Origin of the sequence: Bartonella sp. AA83SXKL (genome assembly GCF_042196965.1) — a bacterium.
Lineage (GTDB): Bacteria > Pseudomonadota > Alphaproteobacteria > Rhizobiales > Rhizobiaceae > Bartonella.
Window position 1 is genome coordinate 1 of sequence record NZ_JBHIRG010000161.1, and the last position, 247, is coordinate 247.

The following is a 247-nucleotide window of genomic DNA, read 5'->3' on the forward strand; positions in this document are numbered from 1 at the left end:
AATTACTGAATTTAAAGAAGGCATTTTGCCATGGGCTTATCAAAACAACATTGCACTTGTTTTCGATGAATATGACGCAGGTCGCCCAGATGTCATGTTTGTCATCCAACGCATTCTTGAAGCCTGTGGACGATTAAGCTTGCTTGATCAAAATCGTGTTATTGTCCCTCATCCAGCATTTCGTCTTTTTGCAACGGCCAATACCATTGGTCTTGGTGATACAACAGGGCTTTATCATGGCACGCAG

Annotated in this window: 1 pseudogene; it reads left to right on the top strand. The window is 42.5% G+C overall.

The annotated features are described in order from the left end of the window. Window positions 1–247, top strand: a pseudogene (locus ACFINO_RS10320) (cobaltochelatase subunit CobS); the annotation flags it as partial.